We start from the raw sequence: 21,272 nt of genomic DNA, 5'->3' as shown, positions 1-21,272 counted from the left end.
TCCAGCCCTCACCGCTTCACAGGGGCCCCGAGATCAAAAGCAAAACCTCGCTCATCGGGAGGTAGTCATATCCACATGGGTCGAGAGAGCAGCTCCATGCCGACACGAGATGTGCACAAGAGACAGGTGCGCGAAGAGCATCGCGCACAGGGTGCGCTCCTACATGTGGTTTCTAAATTCCCTTTTGCGCGGCGTTCCCGTTACATCTTCGAATGGCATTCGATATGGGGAAAACCCTAGCTAGGGAACGGCCTAGTTGGCCTGGTTCGTGCCGATTTCCATACTTCGTACATGTCTTGGCGCTTGGGATCGCTTGCTTCCCGATCTTGCCTGCGCAGGGCGTGTTACCGCCGTCGATGGATGCAAGGCGTTGGCGTAACGAGACAATAACCGGCAGTTTTGCGACCCCACCACGAAGAGGACAAAACCATGACTCACGTATCTCCCGTCAACATTTCCAACGTCAACCAGATCATCAACAACGGCATCAGCCGTTCGGAAGCCACTGAGATCGTCCGCAATGCGCTGACGCAATTCCAGCACCAGGCTTCCGAGCCGCTGGTCTCGATGCTTTGCCATCCCGGTGGCTCCGGCGGTTGGCTGGAGGCGCTGGCCAAGGCGCTGGGTGACAAGCTCAATAGCGCTGCCGATAAGCTGAAGGCCGACGCGGGTGCGGTCAATTCGGCCAACCCGGGCCAGACCACGCAGCTGAGCGCCGAAGCGCAGGAATTCAGTGAGCTGATGAGTGCGGTCGACAACGTCATCAAGACGCTGGGTGGCGCGCTGAGCGAAACGGCTCGCAAGGGCTAATTAGCGTTGAAATGGGGCCGGGATACCGCACTGGTATCCCGGCCCTTTTTTTTTAAACATTTTTATTTATGGGTTCGAGTGCAGCGTCATGGAATGGCATGGACGATGTGCTAGGGATAGTCCCAGCTAGGCACGGCGATCGAAGCAGGGCGTAATGGCGACATGTAGGGATGCTTCCTTGTATCGACGGGAAGAGGGGGGGGCAGTCATGGTGTCGGATTCGTTCCAGAGAGAGGCAGCCTTGAGCCGTCTTCATGCCGTTCGTTTGTCCACCGATGGCGATGCTCACAACGGCATCCCACCCGTCATTGCCGCAGCCTCTGTCGGCAACGCCGCAGGCCTGGTCACGTCGCAATCAAAACGAATGCGCCTGCTCGGACTTCGTTTCGAAGATATACCGCGACTGAGTAGCCTGTTCGCGCAAACCCGCATGCATCCGCTGCTGATGGAAAGCCCCACACGTTTTATCGATGTGGCAGCTATCGTGGCATGTGTCCATCGGCTCTATGCCAGTTCGCCAGGTTTGGGGGTTTGGCGCGCCGAAGCGCTGGATGGCGCGTTTATCGGGCTCTTTTCACTGCTGCCGGTCGACGGTAGCGACGAGGTGGAGATTCACGTGCGGCTGGCACCTGAAGCCTGGGGGCGCTGGTATGCGATCGAGGGCACGTACCTGCTGTGTCGGCAGGCGTTCGATGTGCTCGGCCTACCGCGACTGTTTGGCTACTGTCATCCGACGCATCTACGGGTACGCAGGATCATGTCGCGTTTCGGTTTTCGCGATCTGGGCGTATGCGAGCATCGCCACCAGCTTGCCCATCGCTACGAACTGGATGCGTCGAAGTGGCGCGAACGCAGCTGAAAGCTAGGCATCACAGCCTATGCACGACCCAGCCAAGCGGTGTCGGCATGGCTGGTGCCGCGCCACGAATGGCTGCCTGCACGACTTCCTCCGGTGTGCTGCCGTCTTGCTGCCAGCGCTGCGCCAGCCGGTGGAGAACGTCGCGTGTCTCTCCGGTATAGGTGCCCTCAAGCTCGGTGCCGACTTCAGCGTCGAGCATGTTGGCGTAGAACATGCGCAACTGCGGATTGAGTTCGAACAAGGCCAGCAGTTTGTGCATCGCATCGGCGTACAGCGCTTCGTCGAGCATGGGGCGCTGGGTTTGCTGGCAATACCACACGGTGAGATATTCGATCGGACCGAGCACGCGCCGGCGATTCATCGAACCTGCTGCGTAGGGGGCGGTGTCTTCGACATCGTTGCGGCAGGAACTGCCCCATGCGCTCAGCTGGCCGCAGGGCAGGTCCATCCGCTGTGCCGCGACGGCGAGCAGGTCGGCCACGCACTGTTTGGCGGCGGCATCATCGCTTTCGGCGACAATCAGCAGGATCTTCAAAAATACCGGATACGCTTCATCGCCCAACTGACGCACGATGCGCTTGGCCAGTGCCAGACGTAGATCGACGGATGATTCCTGCTGAAGCGCAGCCACCAGGCGCCGGGTCGTTTCCAGCAGCGGTTCGGCCAGCGGTTGAAGATCAGCGGACATCTGCGCAGTGTAGGGCTAAGGATCAATCGAGCGGCGCAAGAATATAGTGGGCCAGTTGATCGAGCTGCGCGGCAGGGGGAGCATTGAGCGAGCCACGCCCGCTCAGTAAACGTTCGGTGGCGCTTGCACCGGCCCACACGTCCAGCCCCAACAGCTGATGGCCGGCGACCGCATTAACTTGCGTGGAAACACCCGGGCCGGCGGGCGCCTGAATCGCCCCACTATCAACCCCGGTAGGGGGCAGCAGGCGTGATGGAAGCTCGTTAATGTTCATGGCGCCTGGAGTCGGTTTGATGCCACGCGTGAGTTTAAGGCTATTGCTGCACGGTGCGAGCTGGGGGATTCCCTAGGTGGCAGCCGTCCAAGGGCCGGCGCACACTGCCGTAGCGCGTGCACGATGGGTGGGCTATGGCGGGGCAGAATAAGGACAGCGGCGATCGCACCGAAAAGCCGACCTCCAAACGGTTGCGCGATGCGCGCAGGGACGGCGACGTCCATAAAAGCCGCGAGTTGACCAGCACCGCGCTGGTGCTGGTTTGGCTGCTGATGGTGATGATGGGCATGCCCATGATCCGCGTGCGACTGAACGGGCTGTTCGAAACCGTCATGGAAGGCATCCATCAGCCCTTCGATCAGGCCTTGCACAATGTGGGTTGGCTTGCGGGCGAGGTATTCCTACTCCTGACCGTGCCGCTATTGCTGTGCGCGGCGGCTATTGGCGTGGTGGTTGAATTTTTGCAGGTAGGGCCGGTATTCGCGCCGAAGAAGATCAAGCCGGACGCCAGCCGGATGAATCCCACCGAAGGCATCAAGCGACTGTTCTCGCAGGAAAACCTGGTCGAGGTTATCAAGGCTCTTGCCAAGAGCAGCTTGCTGATAGGCCTGTTCGTGTGGGTGTTGCTCGCTTTGCTCGGCCAGTTCGTCAAGCTGCCTTACGCACCACCGCAGGCGATGGGGGAGGCGCTGTGGATCGCGGTGAAGCGGCTTGCCACCGGCGTTATCTTCGTATTCTTCTTTGTCTCGGTACTGGACGCGTTTTACCAGCGCCACGCCTACACCAAGAAAATGATGATGAGCCGGCGCGACATCAAACAGGAGTCGAAAGAAAACGAGGGCGACCCCATGATCAAGTCGCGCCGTCGCCAGCTGCATCAGGAATGGTCGCAACAAAACACCTTGGCCGGCGTGCGCAAAGCGAGCGTGGTAGTGACCAATCCCACCCATCTGGCCATTGCCATCCGTTACGAACAAGGCGAAGACGATCTACCGGTCATCGTCGCGAAGGGGGAAGGACACGAGGCAGCGTTGATCCGCCAGGCAGCGGAAGAGGCCGGCGTACCGATCATGCGCAACGTGAGTCTGGCGCGTGGTTTGTACGAAAAAGTGGAGGTGGATGAATTTCTGCCTGGCGAATTCTTTGAAGCGGTGGCGGAGCTGCTGCGCTGGGCGGAGTCGATTCGGGAGTCGCGGGAGGGGAGGTAAGTTGCTGCACGTCGCTGAGAGCCGTGAGCTTTAGCAAAAGCGATGCGTCAGCGAGCCCGTGACGGGTCCCCTGTGAAGCGGTGAGGGCTGGACGATCAGGCCCCGCAGGGGGCGCAGGCATGGATGCCTGCGCCTTTTCGACACGACAGGGACGTCGTGTCGAAAAGCCCGGCCAGACCTCACGTACCCGCAGGCGAAGCCGGAGGGCGCGCAACCGGGGTGGCCTCTCTTTTGGTTACTTTTCTCTGGCCAAACAGAGAAAAGTGACTCGGACCGCGGCAGCGGTTCGAAAGCCCGCGGCAGGCGAGCCAGAGCAAGCAATCGCAACAACCAAACAGCAACGACACTGGACCCCGGCCTTCGCCGGGGTGACGAAGTAGAAGCGGTGTCGCGAGCACCCACCCATCACCCCAACCCTCTCCCCCGTGCACAAATCGGTGAACGGGGGAGAGGGAGCAAAGGCAGCATCCCTACAAAATCCGCTTCAGCACCACCAACAACTCCCGGTTCTCATACAACTTCCGCATCACCACCTCGATCATCGCCCCCAGCGCCAACAACAACACCCAGCTCGACAACCACGCCTTGATAGGCATCGCGAGCGAAAACACATTGAGTTGTTGCGCATAACGGTTCACCAGACCCAAGGCGATATCGACCAGCGACATCACGACCAGCGCAGGTGCCGATAGCACCAGCACCGCTGTCATCAGGTAATTGAATTGGCCGACGAAGAACTCCATCCCGCCGGGACGCAGCGGTGGCAGCAGGCTTGCCACGGGCCAGACGGCGTAGCTGGACATCAGCAAGTCGATAAACACCAGGAAGGCGCCGCTGACCATGAACAACCAGGTCGCAAGCTGCATCAGGAATACACCGGTCATCGTGGACTGTTGTCCAGCGATCGGATCCATCTCCATCGACATCGACGAGCCGACTTTGGTGTCGATCACGGTACCGGCAGCGCCCAATGCCCAGAACACGGTGCCGAAGCAGAAGCCGATCAGCAGGCCCAGGAAAACTTCCTTGCCAAGTACCTGAATCCAGGTGGCGCCGGTCATGATCGTCGTACTGGGGTTGGCGGCGGCTGCCAGTGGGTAAACCAGGATCGCCAGGCTTACGTAGAAGCTGTTGCGCACGAGGGCCGGCACGGTTTCCGCCGTCATCAGCGGCAATACCACGAAGGCTGCAACGATACGCGGCAAGGTCAGCGCGATGCCGTTGAGCTGATTGCCAAGATAGTCGACCGAAAAAGGGGCCATCAATGCAACATGCCGGGGAAGGTGCTGAACAGGCGGTCGGCAAACTTGAACAAGGTACCGCCGAGCATCGCCGCGGTCCCCAACAAGGCAAGCACCACCACCAGGAATTTCACCGCATAAGGGAAGGTTTGCTCTTGGATCTGCGTGGCTGCCTGTAGAAACGCCACGAAGAGACCTGCGATGGCCGCGGCGAGAATCGGTGGCGCCGACAACACCAGCACCAGCCACAGAGCCTCGCGCGCGAGCTGGATCTCCTGATCGTACATGCCAGGATTCCTCTCTACTGATAGGTGAGCACGAGGCCGTGAATCAACTTGGCCCAGCCGCTGAGCAGTACGAAGAGCAACAGCTTGAACGGCAGCGACACCATGGTCGGCGACAGCATCATCATGCCCATCGCCAATAAGATGTTGGATACCACCAGGTCGATCACCAGGAATGGCAGAAACAACAGGAAGCCGATCTGGAAGGCCGCCGTCAATTCGCTGACGGTGAACGCCGGCATGATCACCAGATAGTCATTGGCATCAAGTTCACCTTGTCGATCCGGTGGCAGCAGCCGCTTCGCGCTTTGCAGGAAGAAGCCGCGTTCGGTCTCGTGACTGTGCTTGATCAGGAATTGCCGCAGCGGCTCTTTGCCCGACTGCACGACCATTCCCAGTTTATCCATCGTCATCGGCCCTGGCGCTTGCGTGCTCATTTGCGTCTGCACGTTACGGTAGGTGTCCACGATCACCGGGTTCATCACGTAAACCGAAAGGATGATCGCAAGCCCATTGAGCACCACGTTGGGCGGCACTTGCTGCAGCCCAAGCGCGTTGCGTAGCAGGCTGAGCACCACCACGATCTTGGTAAACGAAGTCACCATCACCGCCACGAATGGCGCCATCGCGAGCGCGACCACCATGGTGATGATCAGCGCAGGCGAGAAGCTACTGAAATCCACGTGTGCCGCCCTTGTAGGTAAGATCCTTTTGCGTCATGCGCACGCCCAACCATTCGCCTAACGCAAGCACGACGCCCACGCCGAATCGGTGCCCATCCAGCGAAATGCCGACGGTGCTGCCGAGCAGTTGCGCGTCGTAATGGAGCACGGTGCCCGGCTGCAATGTGCTCACTTCATCCGGGCTCAGAGTGAGCCGGGTCAAATGAAACTGCGGCCTGGACGGTATGTTCGGGTCGGCCGGCGTGGACAACATAGGCGTGGACAACAGTGGTTTGGCGGCAATCGCCCATTGTCCTTGCCGGCGCTGCACTGCCCAGCCATCAGGCAGGCCGAACATGCTGCGTGAGGTATCACGATCGGGTAGCAGTCGCGCATCGCAGTCCGCTTCCCGGCCGATAAGCAGCACGTCACCAGGCGTCAAATCCGAGGCTGTCACCGGATCCAGCACACGCCCGGGCAGCACCAGGTCAAACGTCAGCGCCGTCGCGTCGCCCAGCATGGCCAGTCGTGAGGCGTCGCGTTTCCATTCGGCGCACGCGGTCAGCAGACGCACTTCGGCGCTGCCCAGGCCCAGCCAGCCTTGCAGCGACTGATCATTCCCGTCGTGCCAGTTCAGTGCCAGCCACAGCACGCCTGCAGACGTGCCGGCAGGCAGTGTCTGGGTGGCCATGAAGCCACCGCCGAATATCTTGCCGAGTGCGTCGAGCAGCGGCTCATGCGCCAACGACCAGGCGAGCAGGCGTGCCTCGCCCACATAGTCCTGCCAGTGCGCATCGCCTAGCGGGCTCGCGTTCGGCTCGCGTTCCAGCGCCACCAGCAATCGGCCTTGCGCACTGTCGAGACAGACGCAGGGAAGGGCGGCGGCATGGCGTTGACCGACGCCGGCATGCAAGGCCAATGCGCCGTGATCGTTAAGCTGCAACACGTTGCCGCGCATCAATAGCGCGCGTGCAGCCTCGCGTAGCAGTTCATCATGCTCGACGTGCACGTCGTCTCTATCCATCAGGAAGGCGGTGTCGTGAAGCATTCAGTGCTGCCCCAGCACGACCCGGGTCAGCTCAACCACATTATGAGCACCCAGCTTGGCCATCAGATTGGAGCGGTGCAGCTCGACCGTCTTTGGACTGATGCTCAATTCGTCTGCAATGACCTTGTTGAGCTTGCCGCTCATGACGCCGTCCAGCACCTGCCGTTCGCGGCGGGTGAGGTTGGTCAGTGCGCTGGATGCGGCCTGCGGCGCGTGATGGGTCAATGCGGTCTGGATGGCATCGATCAGTAACGGTGCGTCGAACGGCTTTTCGATGAAATTGGCGGCGCCGTGGCGCATGGCATTCACCGCCAGCGGCACGTCGCCGTGTCCAGTGACGAAGATCAGCGGTATCGAGGTGCCGCGATGGGCCAGTTCGACCTGCAGTTCCAAACCGTTCATTCCAGGCATGCGGATGTCGCTGACGATGCAGCTTCGCGCCGGTGGCGCCTCACGTGCCAGCTCTTTCAGCAAGGCTTGTGCACTGGAAAAATCGCGCACCTGGAAGCCCGCTTGTTCAAGAATCCATACGCAGGATTGACGAAACTCCTGATGGTCATCGACCAGATAGATGCGGGTGTCGGTCGCGGCCGTCATCACACCAATCCTCGCGGCACCGTGAATATCAGTGCGGAACCGTCCCCGCCTTCGCGATTGGGCTCGGCGAACAGGCGGCCCTCGTGGTACTCGACGATCGAGCGGCAGATCGCCAGGCCAATACCCAGGCCATCGGGCTTGGTGGTGTACATCGGTGAGAACAGCCTGCGCATGCCGTTGTCGTCGATGCCGCAGCCCTGATCGACCACGCGTATCTCCACCATGTCGTCGTAGTCCAGCCGTGCGGACACCTGGATGTTGCGGCGCCCCGGTGGCGTTCCGTGCATCGCCTCGATCGCGTTCTTGATCAAATTCAGCAGCACCTGCTCGATCATCACCTGATCGGCGAAGATCGGCGGCAGATCGTCAGGAAGCGTGCTGACAATGAGTACCTGATACTTCTCCGCTTCCAGTCGCAACAATTCGATGACCCCTTGGATCAGCGCGCGGGCATCCAGGTTCTGCCGATGAGGTTCGCGGCTTCGCACGAACTCGCGGATGCTGCCGATGATCTGCGCGGCGCGCTCGGTCTGTCGTTTCGCCAGATGGATACCTTGGCGCAGGCGGTTGCCCGCCGGCTCGGCGTCGACGATTTGCTCGCAACCGGCGAGATAGTTGATCGCGGCGGACAACGGCTGATTCAGCTCGTGTGCCAGCGTCGTAGCCATCTCGCCCACGCTCATCATCCGCGATGTGGAGAGCAGCTGCTCATGCTGTTCGCGGTGACGGCGAAGCACCTCGATGCAATCGCTCATATTGGTGAGGAATAGCGCGTCCGCACGTTCACCAAGACCCAGCTCGCGACGTTCCATGCGATACCAGCGGCGTGTATCCGGCGCGTAATAAATGCGCGCGCCAGCCTGTTCGCCCGCCACATCGAAAGCGCTCTCGAACGCATGGCGCGTCGGTAGAGCCTCCAGCTGCGGGAATTCCTCGCGAAACGCGGCATTACACGTCAGCGCGGTGTCGCCATCACGCTGGAATACGATGCATGGCCAGGGCAACACTTCGATCAGCGCGTGGCCCTGTCCATCGGCTTGAACGGCATCATGACGGTGCTCTTCTTTCCGATACCTTAGCGCAGGCATAGTCACCAATCCTTGAGCAATCAGGTAATCCACCGTCACGCAGGGGAGACGATAGCTGTTTGACCTATGCGGGAACGGCCGGGGAGAGCCAGGTTCGTAAAAAGACTAGAACATCCCTGGCGGAAGCATGGCTACCACTTATGTGCTGATTAGTATGTGCTGATTAGGTTCGTATCAAGTGAGTCCAGTAAACGATCATTTGAAACGATGCTGTGGAAACTATTCAAACAGCTGTCGGTGATATGTTTGGTCGCTACGAATCATTAAGCTGACCTCAACGGGAGCCGGAAGATACCATGAAGAATTTGCTTCGCAATGTGCTTGTCCTCCTACCTTGGCCAAGCATCGCGTTTGCGACAGAAGCGTCGGATGGCGGCAGCGTGATGTTGAGCCTGCTGGTTCCCTTGATTGCTGTGACGGCAGCCATGGTGGCCATGTTCTGGTGGCTGCGGCGAGGCAAGGCATTGAGCGGTAGTGGGCCGTTGAAGGTGGTTCAAGCCGTCGCCGTGGGTGCGCGTGAGCGTGTGGTGGTGCTCGATGCACAGGGCCGCAGACTGGTGTTGGGTGTGACGCCGAACAAGATTGAGCTGATCGCCGAATTGCATGCGAGTGATAGTTCCCAATGACAACGTGAAATTTATGTGACGATGAGAGCGTGATGCCTTTCACGAATGATGACGAATGAATTGAGAAGCAATAGACACATGCGAGGAATATTTTTGTAGTTGTCTATTGAATTCACTATTTATGAATCGGCGACGGCCGATGGCATGTGAAGAGCACCCTAGGGTCTTCCCTAGGTTTCGATTTTCGGAAACGCTGGTAGGTTTGCGTTACCCACCTACATTAAATCCCCATGGACATCACGCTGCTGCCACCTTGGCAAGTCGAGTGTGTTCGCCACGACAAGGGAATTCGCGAGTCATGGCATTCGAGTCGATTCTTTCGCGGCTAAGCGCTAACACGGGAAGCACGCGAAGCTATAGCGATCTGGTGCTTGTGGCCGGCGTCGTGGCGATCATCGGCCTGATGATCCTGCCCTTGCCGATGGTGGCGATCGACGCGCTGGTCGCTTTGAACATGCTTATTGGTGTGGGCCTGCTCCTGATCGCGATCTACATTCCCACGCCGGTGGCTTTTTCCAGCTTTCCCAGCGTGCTGCTGCTGACGACACTGTTCCGCCTGGCGTTGTCGATCGCTATTACGCGGTCGATCCTGCTCAACGCCGACGGTGGGAAGATCATCGATACCTTCGGCAACATGATCGTCGGCGGCAACTTGATCGTCGGCCTGGTGGTGTTCCTGATCATCACCGTGGTGCAGTTCATCGTGGTGGCCAAGGGCGCCGAAAGAGTCGCCGAGGTGGCCGCGCGTTTTTCGCTGGACGCGATGCCCGGCAAGCAGTTGTCGATCGATTCCGATCTGCGCTCGGGCCTGCTGGAGAAAGACGAGGCACGCCGGCGTCGGCGCTTGCTTGAGGTGGAAAGCCAGCTGCATGGCTCGCTCGATGGCGCGATGAAGTTCGTCAAGGGCGACGCGATCGCCGGCATGGTGATCATCGTGATCAATCTGCTGGGCGGCTTGGGGGTGGGCGTGATGATGCGTGGCATGAGCCTGGATGACGCCACGCATACGTATAGCGTGCTGACCATCGGCGACGGCCTGGTGGCGCAGATTCCCGCCTTGCTCGCTTCCATTTCCGCCGGATTGATCGTTACGCGTACCGCCGGCGATGAGGAGGACCGCAACCTCGGTGCGGTCATCGGCAGGCAGATCTCCGGTGAGCCGCGCGTGATGATGATCCTCGGTTGCATTGCACTGGGGATGATGCTGGTGCCGGGTTTTCCCATCGTGGTGTTCCTGCCCATCGGCCTCACCATGATCGTGATGGCGTCGTGGCGCATGCGGGAGCGGATCGGCTTCTTTCGCAAGGTGTTCAAGGTGCCAGAGAGCCAGGCCGAGCTGTTGCCGCCGGATGTGTCCGACACGGATGCACTGATGCCGCCGCCGGCGCTGTTGCTGGAAGTACACATGTCCGCCTTGCAGGCGCTGGGCAGCAATCAGGTGCGCGATCTGTTTCGCCAGGTGGTGGGCAGTTTGCGCGAGGAATACGGCGTGCCGCTGCCCAAGCCCGCGCTGCGTGCGGGACTGAACCTGCCCGATCAGGGGTATGCACTGTATGCCTACGGCGTGCGCATCGGTTACGGCGTGCTCAAGCCGGAAGCGGTGTTCCTGCCTGGGCGTGTCGCGCTACCGGCACAAAGCCAGGAGGAGGGCGCGCACGAGAAAGGTGCGTTAGTCAAAGAGGGGATCACTGGGTTTCCCGGCCAATGGGTCGCACGTGAATCCACCCAGGCCGGGCGCGTGCTCGAAGCGCCGCAGATGTTGCGCGAGCACATCCGCCTTGCCGTGGAGCGTCATCTGTCGCTGTTCGTCGGTATTCAGGAGGCGTCCAATCTTTCCAATGGCCTGAGTCGCGACTACCCGGATCTGGTGCGCGAGATGCTGCGCGTGGTCTCGCCGCAGCGCGTCGCCGATGTGCTCAAGCGGTTGGTGGAGGAGCGCGTACCGATCCGCCAGTTGCGCGACGTGTTCGAGGCGATTACCGATGCCGCCAGTCGCGAAAAAGACATCGTGCTGGTCGCCGAATACGTACGCATGTCACTACGCCGCCATCTTAGCTATCGCTATGCCGACGATGACCACGTGTTGCGCGTGCTGGTAGCGCGGCCCGAACTGGAGGAGCGATTGCGCCGTTCGGTGCACAACGGTCCTGCCGGCGCTCAGCTGGCGGTGGAACCGGATCTCGCTACACGGCTGCTGGCCCAGATCGGCGATTACGCTCGTGGCGAACATGGCGCTTCGATGGTGCTGCTGAGTTCGACGGATGTGCGTCGTCACTTGCGCAAGCTGACCGAGGCCGAGTACGCCGATATTCCCGTGCTTTCTTATCCGGAACTGGTACCTGACTTGCGTCTGGTGCCGATTGGACAACTCGCCGCATGAGGTGGCAGACATTGGATCAGAGTGTGAATGAATTGATGAAGCGCCGTGGAAGATTCGGTGGATGGCTGACAGGACTTCAGCCGCGGACCGCAGGAGTGCTGTTTCTGGCTGGCATGTTGCTGAGCGCAACGGCGATGGCCGTACCGATCCCCTTCAAGAAAGGCCCGGTAGGTATTCAGAGCGACAAGCCACTGCATGAGTTTTTGCCCGAGTTCTTCCATGACCAGGGGCTGGAAGTGGTCATGAGTCCGCAGGTGGCGGCGCGTTCGGGCACGCTCAATGGCGAATTCAAGGGCAGTTATGCGCAGGTTTGGCGCAAGGTTGCCGACAGCAACGGCCTGCTGGGGTACTGGGACGGTTCGTCGGTTTATGTGTACTTGGATACCGAACGGCAGACGGATTACACCACCGTGCCGCTGCCGGTGGAGCAGCAGTTCCTGGCCGCGATGGCCAGCGTGAACTGGGCCGATGTCCCCAGCGGAAACGTCTGGAAACTGGAGCCGAGCACGGGCCTGGTGATGATCACCGGCAGCAAGCGGTTTATCGATCAGGTCAGGCAATTGGCGCAGACCATCTCCGGTCTTGGCCAGGGCGGCGATACGCGATTCAAGTTCTATCCGCTGAAATACGCCTGGGCCTCGGACACGACGATCACCATCGGTAACCGCCAGGTCACCATTCCGGGCGTGGCCTCCGTGCTGCGTGAGTTGGTCGGGTCTGCGGGCAACGGTGCGTTCGGCGGCACGCGTGAGCGTTTGATCTCCGCTCGCCAACAGGGACTGCGCGGCCAGGGTTTAGCCGGCATGGGCCAACAACCGCCACCGCCGCTGGGCAACTACACCGCGCCCGTGCCGAGCAATAGCGACGACGGGCTGACGCCGCCGAACGCGCCGCTCGCGTCGTCGCAGGGCAGGGTGGAAGCGATTCAAGGCAATGGCGATAGCCGCATCGTCGCCGACAGTTTTCGCAACGCGGTCATCGTGCGCGACACCGCTGATCGCTTGCCGATGTATGACGAGCTGATCCGCAATCTCGATGTGGCGCCGCAGATGGTGGAGATCGAAGCCACCATTATCGACGTGGACAAGGACAAAGCGCGCTCGCTCGGCGTCAATTGGTTCTATCGCAACCATGGCATTACCGCCGGATTTACCACGGCCAACGGGAAAACGACGGCGGATCAGTCCAAAGCGGAACTCGCCAGTGCCTTGCTGGGCGGCAAGAACGGCGAGGCCCTTTCGGCACTGACCAGCTTGTTTGGTGGTGGCGGACAGATCGGCGCCATTCTTGGCGACCCTGGGCATTTCATCGCGAATGTGGATGCGCTGGAGAGTAACGGTGTCACCCATGTGATCACTCATCCGCAGGTGATTACCATGAACGATACCGAGGCGGTCATTCAGAGCAACCAGACGGTCTATGTGCCGGTATCGGGTGCGTACAACTCCGACCTGTACAACGTCGTTGCCGGCACCACGCTGCGTGTGACGCCGCACATGGTGTCGGAAAACGGTGGCATGCAGATTCGCATGATGGTGCAGATCGACGACGGCAACATCAGCTATTCCGCCGCCGACAACCAGAACGTGCAGTACCCGATCGTCAGCAACAACGCGGTGAACACACAGGCGGTGATCCAGGACGGCCAAGGGCTGCTGCTTGGCGGCCTGATCCAGGACAAGGGCAACAACGCGCAGCAAAAAATTCCGGTGCTCGGCGATTTGCCGCTCGTGGGCTATTTGTTCAAGACGGTGCAAAAGCAGCGAGCGCATACCGAGCGGTTGTTTCTGATTACGCCACGCTTGATTGCGCTCAATCGCATCGCCGGGCAGCAGACACCTAGCTCGGCTGGGGTGACGATCGAAACGCAGCAGCAGACCGATGCGCGGCAGATCGAGAAGCAGGGGCGGTGGCATTTCGACCAGCCGGCATCGGCGCCGGCATCACAGCCGCAGCCATCGCCGGAGGCGCATCGGCCATGAACGCCATGGTTGCGTGTGCAGCGCGAATTCAGCCATCTATCCCTTCGCGGGAGCTGTCTCTTGTACATATCTCGCGTCGGCATGGAGCTGCTCTTTCGAACCAGCAGAATGCAACTACCTTCAAGCAAGCCATGGTTTTGCTCTTGATCTTCGGGGGCCCCTGTGCAGCGGTGAGGGCTGGACGATCAGGCCCCGCAGGGGGCGCAGGCATGGATGCCTGCGCCTTTTCGACACGACAGGGACGTCGTGTCGAAAAGCCCGGCCAGCCCTCACGGATCCGCAGGCGAAGCCGGAGGGCGCGTAACCGGGGTGGCCTCTCTTTTGGTTACTTTTCTCTGGCCAAACAGAGAAAAGTGACTCGGACCGCGGCAGCGGTTCGAAAGCCCGCGGCAGGCGAGCTAGGTCGCGATACCGCGAACATCAAACGGCAACGCCACTGGACCCCGGCCTACGCCGGGGTGACGACAATGAGAGGTCATCGCGAGCACCCGCCCCTCACCTCAATCCTCTCCCCGGAGGGGAGAGGAGGCCAAAACCCATGAGCAGCCAACCCGCCAACCGAAGCCGCAACGTGGAGCGATCATCGCCTCACGCGCAGTTGCGCTTGCGCGTGTTCAGCGGCGTGCATGCCGGTGCCGAGTTCCGTCTGCCTGAGCGCGGCATCTTGATGATCGGCCAGGCCGACGACTGCGATTTGATCCTCGGTGATGCCGATATCCGCGAGCATCACTGCGTGCTGACGGTGGTCGGCGATCAGGTGCTGCTGCGCAGGCTGCAAGGCGATGTGGATGCCCAGGAGAGACGCATTGCCGAGGGCGAAAACGTCAGCCTCGAACATTTCACCATGGTGCGCCTGGGTGGTGTGCAGTTCGCGGTGGGGCCGCATTGGAGCGAGCGCTGGCAGAGCCTTGCCGATGCCATCGGTGATAGCGGCGCCACCGTGGCCGAGCAACAAATGGCCAGACGCAGGCGTGGCGTATTGGCGATAGCCGGGTTGCTGCTGGTGTTCGCGGTGCTGGTGTTAATGGCCAGCTGGAAGGTCAATCATCCGACACTCACCCACCGGCGCAGCAGCAGTGAACAGCTGGAACTGGCGGGGGGCATTCTGCGGCAGATGTCGTTGCAGCACGTCGTCGCCCACGTCGACGAAAGCGATCGGTTGGTCGTGCGCGGCGTGGTCGGCAATCCCGCGCAGTTGACCGAGCTCAGGCGGAAACTCTCGGCGGCCGGCCTGATGACCTCGCTGACGGTGCGCGACTGGCCCAGTGTCGCCAAGCAGGTGAAGGACATTTTCGGCATGCATAGCTACACGGTAGAGACGCGCTTGCTGGATCAAGGGCTGATCGAGGTCGATGGCCATTTTGGCGATCCGGGCACGGCCGACCGGGTGAAGAAGGAAGTGCTCGGTTCGGCGGATATGCAGAACCTCAACGCCGACATCGGCTTCAATCTCGCGCTGGGTAATTTCGACGAGCGCAAGCCCGAGGCGCCCAAGCTGGATCAGGGCAAACGCATCCGGCATGTCAACGGCGGCTCGGACAGCTACGTGGTGACCCGCGACGAATCGCGCTACTACCCCAATGGCGTGCTGCCGCAGGGGGGCATCTTTGTCGGCGTCACTGAGGGCGACAATATTCTGCTGCGTATGCCCGACGACACTTATATGCAACTGAACAAGGACGACCAATACCTTGCGCCGCATCCGTTGGGCGTGATGGATTCGATCGCCATGGCGCAGCTGATGCAGGCCGACCAGCAGCGCACCGGTCACGACAACGCAAGCAACAACGCAAGCAACAACGCAAGCAACAACTCCACTCAACATCGCGACGCAGGCGCCCATGCCCCGTCGCCGTTGATTCATCCGCAGCACTAACCCAGAGCCCGCCTTTCGGTGAGGCCCATGACCAGGAGACGACCATGAGCAGCAATACGATCAACGCAAGCGACAGCAGCCAGTTCGTCAATACCATGATCGGCAACAGCGCGGCTTCGGCTGGCCGTTCGGCCAGTGCCGATCAATCCCATAGCTGGTTCGAGGCCATGGCCAAGGCATGGGGTAGCGCGCTCGATCAACAGGCCAACAAAGTCACCACCTTGTCCGACCAGGTGAGTTCTTCGGGTACCAACGGTCCTTCCGACAGCCCGTCGGTGCTGACGCAGTTGACCGCGGAGAGCTTGAAGATGCAGTTCCTGTCGACCAGTGCGTCGACGTCGACCAATGCGATCGGTCAGGCCCTCAACAGCCTGGGACAGAAGTAGTCATACGCGGCTAACCAGGTGGGGGTTTTGTTATGAATGTGCTTCCGACTCAAATGGTCAACGTCGCCGATTTCACGGCGACGCAACCCGCCGCCACCGCGCCGGCGCATGTCGATGACATCGCGCGGTTTCGTCAAAGCTTCGCCGATGCCGCGCCGGTCAATGCAGAGCAGGTGGCGCCGGTACCGCAGGAGCTTTCGGCGGGATTCAAGGCGGTGCTCAACCAGTTCGATTCGCTCAACGGTCATGCCAGCCAGCTGAGCAAGTTGGCTGATGCCATGCGCAGCAGCGGCCGCGATCTGGCGCCCAGCCAGATCATCGATATGACGATGCGTTGCCAGGAGATGGTGTTTCAGGCGGAGTTGACCACCAACGTCGCCAACAAGAGCTCCGAGGGCGTGCAACAACTCTTCCGACAGCAATCCTGAGACTGCGCGATGCCGACGTGGACGATAGGCAAGACCAGGCGACTAGCGGCACTGATGCTTGCATTAGGGCTGCTCGTCGGCTGTACGCGTGAGGTGTTGTACAACAAGCTGGAGGAGCCGCAGGCCAACGAGGTCGTTGCGGCCCTGCTCAACAAAGGCATCGACGCCGACAAGCGCCCCACGGAACGGGGCGATGGCTGGCAGGTGGTGCTGGACCGCCACGACTTGCCGGCCGCGGTGGCGTTGCTGCGGGACGCGGGCTTGCCGCACCAGGGCGTCGACAACATCAACCAGATGTTCAAGAAGGATGGCTTTGTTTCCTCGCCGCTGGAGGACAAGCAGCGCTTCACCTACGCCCGCGAGCAGCAACTGGGCCATACCTTGCGGCAGTTCGACGGCGTGGTCGACGCGTATGTCTATTTGTCCATCCCCGAAAAGAACCCCATCGAGGAAAAGCCGCCTAGCGGCTCCGCCTCCGTGGTGATCATTGCCCGCCCCAATGCCGGCATCGAAGGACGTGCGACGGATATCAAGGCTGCCGTGATGAACGGCACCGAAGGCCTGACCGACCCCAGCCGCGTCACCGTGCAGTTCTTCTTGCGCGCACCCACCGAACTCGCGTCCGGCCTGGGCGGTCATGGCAGCTTTCGGGGGGATCTGGCCTCGCTGGTGCTGATGGGTTTCGCCGTATTCGTATTACTGCTGGCCGGCCTGCTGCTATGGCGCAATCGTAGTGCGCTGGTGAGTAGCCGCCCGCGCACCTTGAGCCGTTCGGCCGCGTCCCATGAACGCTGAAGGCCGCTTGCGCCAACAGCATGCGCGGGCGCTGCTCGATAGCCTGCATCCTGCGCATTGTGGCGATCTCCCGGAGCCATTGCTGCAGCAGGCACGGCAGTCCGGGCTTGGCCGCCGGTATCTGGCGCGGACCGCGCTGCGCCATGCACCAAGCGTGTTCGCACCAAATCACGAGCGCTGGCAACTGTGGCAAAACGCGGAGCCGTGGCTGCAATGGACGCAACAGCGTTTGCATGCCTTCACCTTGACGCTGGGCGGGATAGCCCTGGCCCCGGCATTGCGGATGATCGTGGAACGCAATGCCGTCTTGTTCGTGCGCAGCGCGCTGGGTGCCGAAAACTGGCGACGCGCACAGAGTGTGGACCCATGGCAAGGTCCAGCGCCGGAAGCCGTGCGGCATAGGGGCGAGGCCCTGTTGCAGTGCTGCGGCCGCGACGCGCTTGCACTCGCCGCCGAGATCCATGAGCGCGGCAAAATCGAATTTATCGGCCACGCCGAACGGCGGGATGAAAATCTGGCGGCGCGATTGGCGCTGGCATATGCATCCCCGCCCGCGCGGCCATGCAGTGAAGCATGCTGGCTACCCGCGTCCACCGTGCCGATGTTGCTTTCCATGCACGATGCCGAAGTGTCGACTTAAGTCCATGACCGCTGAAGGACGACTCGAATGAACGCACTGGTTGCCGATCAGGATCGCTTTCAGATGTACCTCGAAACCGGCGTGATTCCAGCGGCAGCATGGACGCCGCTGACCGAGGCCCAACGCATCGTCGAACAGGCCAATGCTTTGCTGCGCCAGGCCGAAATCGAGCGAGAGCAGATCTTCGCGCAAGCAAAGTTCGATGGACTGGTGGAAGGACGCGAGCGTGGCCTGCGTGAATGCGCGCAGGCATTGCAGGCATTGGCGCAGGCGCGCACCGCGGCAACGGAGGCCTTGCGCAAGCGTGCCAGCGATATCGCCATTGGCGTGGTGAAACATATCGCTCCGGCCATCGGCGCCGAGCGGCTGGTTTCCTCGCTGGTTGCCGAAGCCATGCAGAAGCTGGTGTTCGAGCCCCATCTGCTGGTGCGCGTACACCCGGATATCGTTGTCCAGGCGCGTAGCGAAGTGGCCGCCCTGGGAGCGGCCGCGGCGCCGGATATCGAGATCATCGGCGATGCGGATCTCGATCGTTTTGACTGCATCATCGAGTCCGCGGGTGGCATCGTGCGCGCGGGTTTCAACGAACAACTCGAACAGGCGCGCGTGATTCTGGCCGCCGCGGAGAAGACCACGGGAGGGCGGCGTGAGCGCGCGGATGCCTGACGATGTCGAGCTTTCGGGCGCTGACGATCCACTGCTGCGCGCGCTGAGCCGGCACGACACCCTGCAGCGCGTAGGCCGCGTCGCCGAGGCCTACGGCACCCTGGTGCGCGCCACCGGAGTGCGCGCGGCCATCGGCGAACTATGCCTGCTGGAACAGGACGACACCGGTTTCAGCATGCCGGCCGAGGTCGTCGGCATCTCCCACCAACAGACGCTGCTTACGCCGCTGGGTCCACTGGAGGGCATTTCCACCGCCACCACGGTCACGGCCACCGGCAAGCAAGCCACCGCACCGGCGGGCGAGAGCCTGCTCGGCCGCGTGATCGATGCACATGGCGATCCGTTGGATGGACTGGGCCCCTTGTTGAACGTGGAGCGCGTGCCGTTGTATGCGGCATCGCCCAACCCATTCGCGCGACGAACGATCGACGAGCCCTTGCCCACCGGTGTGCGCGCGATCGATGCCGCGTTGACCATCGGCCGTGGCCAGCGCACCGGCATCTTTGCGGTGGCCGGCGGCGGCAAGAGCACCTTGCTCGGCATGCTGGCTCGCAAGGCGCAAGCGGATGTCAATGTGATTGTCCTGGTTGGCGAGCGCGGTCGCGAGGTGGGCGAGTTTCTGCACGACAGCCTTGGCGAGGAGGGCTTGCAACGCAGCGTGCTGGTGGTTGCCACCTCGGACCGTCCGGCCTTGGAGCGCAGCCGCGTGGCCTGGCTTGGCACGGCCATCGCCGAATACTTCCGCGACCGCGGCATGAATGTCTTGCTGATGATGGATTCGGTGACGCGTTTTGCGCGTGCACTGCGCGATGTCGGCCTCGCGATGGGCGAGCCGCCCTCGCGGCGCGGCTTCACACCTTCGGTATTCTCCGCGCTACCGCGACTCTTCGAGCGGGCCGGCAACAACGAGAGCGGTTCGATCACCGCGTTCTATACCGTGCTGATGGAAGACGAGGACGGCAGCGATCCCATTGCCGAGGAAGTGCGCTCCATTCTGGACGGCCATATCTATCTTTCCCGCCGATTGGCGCAGGCCGATCACTATCCGGCCATCGACGTGCTCGCCAGCGCGAGCCGCCTGATGCCGCGCGTGGCGCCGCCGACGCATCAGCGCGCCGCCGGCCTGCTGCGGCGCTACCTCGCCAAATACCGCGAGATCGAGATGTTGCTGCAATTGGGCGAATACAAGCCAGGTGGCGACGCCGATGCGGATGCCGCGATCGCGCGTATCGATGCCATCAATCAGCTGTTGCGGCAGGACACGCACGAGGCGGCTGAATTCATCGCCACACGCAACCAATTGATCGGAGTCTGCTCATGAGGTTTCCGCTGGAGCCCTTATGCACGGTAAGAGGAATACGCCTGCACAAGTTGGAAGCGGCGCTGCGGCACTGCCGCGAACAATACGAGCGCGCTGAGCACCAGCGTCTGGAAGCGGCAGCGCGATGCGAGCAGGCGACGCAGGAACGACAGGCATTTGCCGAAACGTCGTGGCGACAGCTATTGGAGGGCGGGCAGCTCCTAGGTGAGGCGCTGAACAAGCATGAGCGGCATCTTGCCCTGCTGGATCAGCAAATCCAGCAGCGGCATGCCGAGCTGGAAACCAGCGAACGCGAGCGTGCCCAGGCAAAGGCCGCCATGGAAGAGGCGGCCACCGCCTGGCAACAGGCGCGCAACAAGTTGGACGCATTGGGTGAAATGAAACAGGGTTGGTTGCGCGAAGCGCGCAACCAACAGGCATTGCGCGAGGAGCACAGCGTGGAAGAGCTGATGCTGAGCCATACAAAGTCACACTGAGGTCCATATGCATACGCCATCCTCTACGTCACCCTCATCCACCCGGCGTGTCATGCAGGACACTCCCGTGAAAAGCAGGCCCGCGAACGCGGCCCATGGCCATAACGAAGGCGAGCACGAAAACGTGCAGCGCTTCCGCGCATTGATGCATGCCAAGCAGGCAGGGCGGGTGGATGGTGCCGATGCGAACGCAGACGCCGCCGTCGCCATGGATGCCGATGCACTGTCGCCGGATCAGGAGCAGGCCCTGCGCGAGCTGCTGCAACGCCAGTTGAGCGAGAGCGGGGATCGCTCGCTCGGCGCGCTGGCGCGACACCAGGATGATGGGGATGACGATGGCCAACAAGGCGATGAGCGTGGCGACGGACAGAACGCGGCCAGTATCGGTATGCAGGCCTTGCATCAGACACAGCAGGCGCTCTTCTTTCAGACGGTCGAGCAGCCGGGAGCAAGCCGGGCAGCGATGGCGCCGGCACTTGCCGAACTGATTGAGCGGCATGTGAAACAACTGCTGGTACCCGACGCAAGCAGCCGCAGCTCGGCGCAGTCGCACGAGATCATGATCACCCTCAAGGATGGCCTGCTGCCTGGTACCGAGCTGTGGCTGAGTCGTACCAGCACGGGTTGGACATTGCGCGCTGACACGCGTTCCAGCACGGCTTACCGAAGTCTGCTCGACGGGGCGCCGCAGCTGATCGAACGATTCGCGCAGAGCAGGCTTGGTGTGTTGGAAATCGTTCCCACGCTGCTCGCGTGACAGGGGGGGGGCTCGCATGAGCGTGGCCTTTTGCGTTGGCCTCCTCTCCCCGTCGGGGAGAGGATTGAGGTGAGCAACTGTGTTGGCAGTCAAGCGGATGTCGCATGTTCCAGATGCCACGAGGCGTTGTCGCGAACCATGGCGTTGAGCACGGTTAATAGCTTGCGCATGCAAGCGACG

23 protein-coding genes are annotated in these 21,272 nt (G+C 61.4%); 15 read left to right on the top strand and 8 right to left on the bottom strand.

Features of this window, described 5'->3' with window-relative positions:
- Positions 1-429: 429 nt before the first annotated feature.
- Positions 430-810 carry a hypothetical protein gene (locus OUZ45_RS00115; RefSeq protein WP_266167827.1) on the top strand — a complete coding sequence of 127 codons (381 nt, stop codon included), beginning with the start codon at positions 430-432 and terminating at the stop codon, positions 808-810.
- Between the two features lie 241 nt (positions 811-1,051).
- A complete protein-coding gene (locus tag OUZ45_RS00110; RefSeq protein ID WP_266167826.1) occupies positions 1,052-1,669 on the top strand; it encodes a GNAT family N-acetyltransferase in 618 nt (205 codons plus the stop codon).
- Between the two features lie 10 nt (positions 1,670-1,679).
- On the opposite strand, the gene OUZ45_RS00105 is transcribed toward OUZ45_RS00110, so the two are convergent.
- Positions 1,680-2,357: a hypothetical protein gene (locus OUZ45_RS00105; RefSeq protein ID WP_266167825.1), complete on the bottom strand. Its 678-nt coding sequence runs from the start codon at positions 2,355-2,357 to the stop codon at positions 1,680-1,682.
- A gap of 22 nt (positions 2,358-2,379) precedes the next feature.
- A complete protein-coding gene (locus tag OUZ45_RS00100; protein ID WP_266167824.1) occupies positions 2,380-2,631 on the bottom strand; it encodes a hypothetical protein in 252 nt (83 codons plus the stop codon).
- A gap of 134 nt (positions 2,632-2,765) precedes the next feature.
- Here OUZ45_RS00100 and sctU point away from each other — a divergent pair, with 134 nt between their 5' ends.
- Positions 2,766-3,839 (top strand): type III secretion system export apparatus subunit SctU, encoded by a 1,074-nt coding sequence (sctU, locus tag OUZ45_RS00095; protein WP_266167823.1) that lies wholly within the window; start codon positions 2,766-2,768, stop codon positions 3,837-3,839.
- A 470-nt stretch (positions 3,840-4,309) separates the two neighbouring features.
- On the opposite strand, the gene sctT is transcribed toward sctU, so the two are convergent.
- Genes sctT through OUZ45_RS00065 form a run of 6 tightly spaced genes read right to left on the bottom strand, consistent with a single transcriptional unit; the run spans position 4,310 to position 8,759 of the window.
- Positions 4,310-5,101: a type III secretion system export apparatus subunit SctT gene (gene sctT / locus OUZ45_RS00090; RefSeq protein WP_266167821.1), complete on the bottom strand. Its 792-nt coding sequence runs from the start codon at positions 5,099-5,101 to the stop codon at positions 4,310-4,312.
- Positions 5,101-5,367, bottom strand: coding sequence for a type III secretion system export apparatus subunit SctS (sctS, locus tag OUZ45_RS00085; RefSeq protein WP_266167820.1), 267 nt, complete (start codon positions 5,365-5,367; stop codon positions 5,101-5,103). The genes sctT and sctS overlap by 1 nt, the downstream gene beginning before the upstream one ends.
- 14 nt (positions 5,368-5,381) lie before the next feature.
- Positions 5,382-6,047 carry a type III secretion system export apparatus subunit SctR gene (sctR, locus tag OUZ45_RS00080; RefSeq protein WP_323137490.1) on the bottom strand — a complete coding sequence of 222 codons (666 nt, stop codon included), beginning with the start codon at positions 6,045-6,047 and terminating at the stop codon, positions 5,382-5,384.
- On the bottom strand, positions 6,034-7,074 hold the full coding sequence (locus OUZ45_RS00075; protein ID WP_266167818.1) for a hypothetical protein: 1,041 nt from the start codon (positions 7,072-7,074) through the stop codon (positions 6,034-6,036). Before OUZ45_RS00075 ends, sctR begins: the two co-directional genes overlap by 14 nt.
- Positions 7,075-7,671: a response regulator transcription factor gene (locus OUZ45_RS00070; RefSeq protein ID WP_266167817.1), complete on the bottom strand. Its 597-nt coding sequence runs from the start codon at positions 7,669-7,671 to the stop codon at positions 7,075-7,077.
- The gene (locus tag OUZ45_RS00065) at positions 7,671-8,759 is read right to left on the bottom strand and encodes a sensor histidine kinase (RefSeq protein WP_266167815.1); all 1,089 of its coding nucleotides are present in this window, start codon (positions 8,757-8,759) and stop codon (positions 7,671-7,673) included. Before OUZ45_RS00065 ends, OUZ45_RS00070 begins: the two co-directional genes overlap by 1 nt.
- A 296-nt stretch (positions 8,760-9,055) precedes the next feature.
- On the opposite strand from OUZ45_RS00065, the gene fliO reads away from it, so the two are divergent.
- The 12 genes from fliO to OUZ45_RS00005 all read left to right on the top strand — a co-directional run bounded on the left by fliO (position 9,056) and on the right by OUZ45_RS00005 (position 21,092).
- On the top strand, positions 9,056-9,385 hold the full coding sequence (gene fliO, locus OUZ45_RS00060) for a flagellar biosynthetic protein FliO (RefSeq protein ID WP_266167813.1): 330 nt from the start codon (positions 9,056-9,058) through the stop codon (positions 9,383-9,385).
- A 298-nt stretch (positions 9,386-9,683) separates the two neighbouring features.
- Positions 9,684-11,765 carry a type III secretion system export apparatus subunit SctV gene (gene sctV, locus OUZ45_RS00055; RefSeq protein ID WP_266167812.1) on the top strand — a complete coding sequence of 694 codons (2,082 nt, stop codon included), beginning with the start codon at positions 9,684-9,686 and terminating at the stop codon, positions 11,763-11,765.
- A gap of 95 nt (positions 11,766-11,860) precedes the next feature.
- Complete coding sequence (sctC, locus tag OUZ45_RS00050; RefSeq protein ID WP_266167811.1) at positions 11,861-13,747, top strand: type III secretion system outer membrane ring subunit SctC; 1,887 nt, start codon at positions 11,861-11,863, stop codon at positions 13,745-13,747.
- 538 nt (positions 13,748-14,285) lie between these two features.
- Positions 14,286-15,623 (top strand): FHA domain-containing protein, encoded by a 1,338-nt coding sequence (locus tag OUZ45_RS00045; protein ID WP_266167810.1) that lies wholly within the window; start codon positions 14,286-14,288, stop codon positions 15,621-15,623.
- 44 nt (positions 15,624-15,667) lie between these two features.
- Entirely contained in the window at positions 15,668-16,009 is a 342-nt protein-coding gene (locus tag OUZ45_RS00040) for a hypothetical protein (RefSeq protein WP_266167809.1), read from the top strand.
- A 32-nt stretch (positions 16,010-16,041) separates the two neighbouring features.
- Positions 16,042-16,437, top strand: coding sequence for a hypothetical protein (locus OUZ45_RS00035; protein WP_266167808.1), 396 nt, complete (start codon positions 16,042-16,044; stop codon positions 16,435-16,437).
- A 9-nt stretch (positions 16,438-16,446) separates the two neighbouring features.
- Positions 16,447-17,232: a type III secretion system inner membrane ring lipoprotein SctJ gene (gene sctJ, locus OUZ45_RS00030; protein ID WP_266167807.1), complete on the top strand. Its 786-nt coding sequence runs from the start codon at positions 16,447-16,449 to the stop codon at positions 17,230-17,232.
- Positions 17,222-17,872 (top strand): hypothetical protein, encoded by a 651-nt coding sequence (locus tag OUZ45_RS00025; protein WP_266167806.1) that lies wholly within the window; start codon positions 17,222-17,224, stop codon positions 17,870-17,872. The genes sctJ and OUZ45_RS00025 overlap by 11 nt, the downstream gene beginning before the upstream one ends.
- 27 nt (positions 17,873-17,899) lie before the next feature.
- On the top strand, positions 17,900-18,538 hold the full coding sequence (locus OUZ45_RS00020; RefSeq protein WP_266167805.1) for a FliH/SctL family protein: 639 nt from the start codon (positions 17,900-17,902) through the stop codon (positions 18,536-18,538).
- Entirely contained in the window at positions 18,531-19,859 is a 1,329-nt protein-coding gene (locus tag OUZ45_RS00015) for a FliI/YscN family ATPase (protein ID WP_425601657.1), read from the top strand. Before OUZ45_RS00020 ends, OUZ45_RS00015 begins: the two co-directional genes overlap by 8 nt.
- Positions 19,856-20,335, top strand: a complete 480-nt coding sequence (locus OUZ45_RS00010) for a hypothetical protein (protein WP_266167803.1) — start codon at positions 19,856-19,858, stop codon at positions 20,333-20,335. The genes OUZ45_RS00015 and OUZ45_RS00010 overlap by 4 nt, the downstream gene beginning before the upstream one ends.
- Positions 20,336-20,402: 67 nt before the next feature.
- Positions 20,403-21,092 carry a type III secretion HpaP family protein gene (locus OUZ45_RS00005; protein ID WP_266167802.1) on the top strand — a complete coding sequence of 230 codons (690 nt, stop codon included), beginning with the start codon at positions 20,403-20,405 and terminating at the stop codon, positions 21,090-21,092.
- Positions 21,093-21,272 lie beyond the last annotated feature (180 nt).

It is taken from the genome of Dyella subtropica (genome assembly GCF_026283965.1).
GTDB classification, from domain to species: domain Bacteria; phylum Pseudomonadota; class Gammaproteobacteria; order Xanthomonadales; family Rhodanobacteraceae; genus Dyella_D; species Dyella_D subtropica.
Note: the sequence above shows the minus strand (reverse complement) of the source record. Positions and strands in the feature narration are given on the sequence as shown.

Coding starts and splice junctions, on each gene's coding strand:
- OUZ45_RS00075 (WP_266167818.1), bottom strand. CDS start 7,074: ATGCTTCACGACACCGCCTTCCTGATGGATAGAGACGACGTGCACGTC.
- OUZ45_RS00025 (WP_266167806.1), top strand. CDS start 17,222: ATGAACGCTGAAGGCCGCTTGCGCCAACAGCATGCGCGGGCGCTGCTC.
- sctT (WP_266167821.1), bottom strand. CDS start 5,101: ATGGCCCCTTTTTCGGTCGACTATCTTGGCAATCAGCTCAACGGCATC.
- sctJ (WP_266167807.1), top strand. CDS start 16,447: ATGCCGACGTGGACGATAGGCAAGACCAGGCGACTAGCGGCACTGATG.
- sctU (WP_266167823.1), top strand. CDS start 2,766: ATGGCGGGGCAGAATAAGGACAGCGGCGATCGCACCGAAAAGCCGACC.
- sctV (WP_266167812.1), top strand. CDS start 9,684: ATGGCATTCGAGTCGATTCTTTCGCGGCTAAGCGCTAACACGGGAAGC.
- OUZ45_RS00045 (WP_266167810.1), top strand. CDS start 14,286: ATGAGCAGCCAACCCGCCAACCGAAGCCGCAACGTGGAGCGATCATCG.
- OUZ45_RS00105 (WP_266167825.1), bottom strand. CDS start 2,357: ATGTCCGCTGATCTTCAACCGCTGGCCGAACCGCTGCTGGAAACGACC.
- OUZ45_RS00100 (WP_266167824.1), bottom strand. CDS start 2,631: ATGAACATTAACGAGCTTCCATCACGCCTGCTGCCCCCTACCGGGGTT.
- sctS (WP_266167820.1), bottom strand. CDS start 5,367: ATGTACGATCAGGAGATCCAGCTCGCGCGCGAGGCTCTGTGGCTGGTG.
- OUZ45_RS00065 (WP_266167815.1), bottom strand. CDS start 8,759: ATGCCTGCGCTAAGGTATCGGAAAGAAGAGCACCGTCATGATGCCGTT.
- OUZ45_RS00040 (WP_266167809.1), top strand. CDS start 15,668: ATGAGCAGCAATACGATCAACGCAAGCGACAGCAGCCAGTTCGTCAAT.
- OUZ45_RS00015 (WP_425601657.1), top strand. CDS start 18,531: ATGCCTGACGATGTCGAGCTTTCGGGCGCTGACGATCCACTGCTGCGC.
- OUZ45_RS00035 (WP_266167808.1), top strand. CDS start 16,042: ATGAATGTGCTTCCGACTCAAATGGTCAACGTCGCCGATTTCACGGCG.
- OUZ45_RS00020 (WP_266167805.1), top strand. CDS start 17,900: ATGAACGCACTGGTTGCCGATCAGGATCGCTTTCAGATGTACCTCGAA.
- fliO (WP_266167813.1), top strand. CDS start 9,056: ATGAAGAATTTGCTTCGCAATGTGCTTGTCCTCCTACCTTGGCCAAGC.
- OUZ45_RS00070 (WP_266167817.1), bottom strand. CDS start 7,671: ATGACGGCCGCGACCGACACCCGCATCTATCTGGTCGATGACCATCAG.
- OUZ45_RS00010 (WP_266167803.1), top strand. CDS start 19,856: ATGAGGTTTCCGCTGGAGCCCTTATGCACGGTAAGAGGAATACGCCTG.
- OUZ45_RS00115 (WP_266167827.1), top strand. CDS start 430: ATGACTCACGTATCTCCCGTCAACATTTCCAACGTCAACCAGATCATC.